Source organism: Candidatus Equadaptatus faecalis (assembly GCA_018065065.1).
GTDB classification, from domain to species: Bacteria; Synergistota; Synergistia; order Synergistales; family Synergistaceae; genus Equadaptatus; species Equadaptatus faecalis.
The window spans coordinates 1-1,491 of record JAGHTZ010000100.1; the positions used below are offsets into that span (position 1 = coordinate 1).

General features: G+C 50.1%; 2 protein-coding genes. Both read left to right on the forward strand.

All coding sequences use genetic code 11. The features are described 5' to 3' along the window. Positions 1 to 339: 339 nt before the first annotated feature. A complete protein-coding gene (locus KBS54_07725) occupies positions 340 to 903 on the forward strand; it encodes a PEP-CTERM sorting domain-containing protein (GenBank protein MBQ0056009.1) in 564 nt (187 codons plus the stop codon). Between the two features lie 157 nt (positions 904 to 1,060). After that, a partial coding sequence (locus tag KBS54_07730) for a hypothetical protein (protein MBQ0056010.1) occupies positions 1,061 to 1,491 on the forward strand: 431 nt, incomplete at its 3' end.

Sequence of the window (1,491 nt, forward strand, 5' to 3'; positions counted from 1 at the left end):
TGCGCGAGCGACCGCGTGCTGCTGAACCTGAACGTGCAAGGCTGGACAGGCGTGCAGCGCGGTATCAGCGGCGGCGCAGGCGCGACGATTAAGTTCTGATGCCCCGCAAGAAAGGCTTTCCTCTTGAACAGAGAGGATCTTACGCATAATGAGTTGCACCTCGTCAGCTTCGGCTGGCGGGGTGTTTCTCTTTTCTCTGCCCGCGCCAAGAAAAAACGATAATATGACAAAGAAAAACCTTGACTCCCCCCCGATACTCTAAAATGCAAAGCGTTGAGTTGCAATAACTTACAATGCAACAATAAATAAAACCTCTAATTCTTTAACTTTTAAGGACTTATGAAAAAGACTTTATTCGCTCTGCTGGCTCTCGCTACGATGATGCCCGCTATAGCCTTCGCCGAAATGGGGAATCTTATCGTTAGCGGGAACTGGAATTTTGGCTTTGGAACAGCTGACATCTATAACAACGATAAAGTTTTAGACAACTATTCCTTCTATATACTTGTGCGAGAGAATACAACTGCTTCCTTGGTTTCCTCCGCAATACAGGAGCAGACACTCTCCGAATTCCTTGCCGATGCAGGGCAACGATACGAATTTAACGAAACAAGCTACGATACCATCAATTGTGGTTTTTACGGCGATTCAGGTTTGTCCCGCGATATTTCCGCCTCAGACACTTGGGGCATTTCAGTTTACCAAAACGGAGACAAGGCTCTGTTTCAGGTGCGTGAAGTCTATGATTTTTGGGTGGAGAATAACGACATGTTAGCGTATTCCGATTATAACATTCCCTACACCTCCTTCAAGTCAGACTCCCCCGCCGTCCCCGAACCCGCCACGGCAACCCTCTCTCTGCTGGCTCTGGCTGGCTTGGCTACCCGCCGTAAGCGCAAGTAAATTTCCCTAAAATATAAAGAGTTGCGCTCCGTTGGCTTTGGCTGGCGGGGCGTTTCTCTTTTGGGCTGTACTCGGCAATCAGCAACGGCAGCCTTGGTGTAGGCAAGCAACTTTTGTTAGCTTGTCATACACTTTTCCTTGAACGCCCCGCCGAGGCATGCTAAAACAGAACCCTATGCAAATGCCATACAGAAACGCGTTGTTAGGGTGCATCCTTGCCGGGGCGAGCGCGTTGCCTCTTTCTGCGAGCTTGGACATCAGCAAAACGGGCATAAACGAGGCATCCGTCAACATACGAGACGAGATATTGACCGTCTCCGCTGTGATGCAGGAAGTAACCTACTATCAACATTACAACGGCGTAGCCAAACTGTACCTGTGGGCAGGAACGAAACTCACGATGGATGAAAGCATCAACGTGAACCGAGGCGGCGAGCTGAAAGGGGACGCCGAACTCATCTACCAAGACAACCAAACCTGTCTCACTATCGGCGGCAACGGCTCATCATTCAGCTGGGGCAGCAGCACCACCCTCACCATCATCTACGCACCGACAGCAACCCCGACAGAAGAAATCCAATGGCTGAT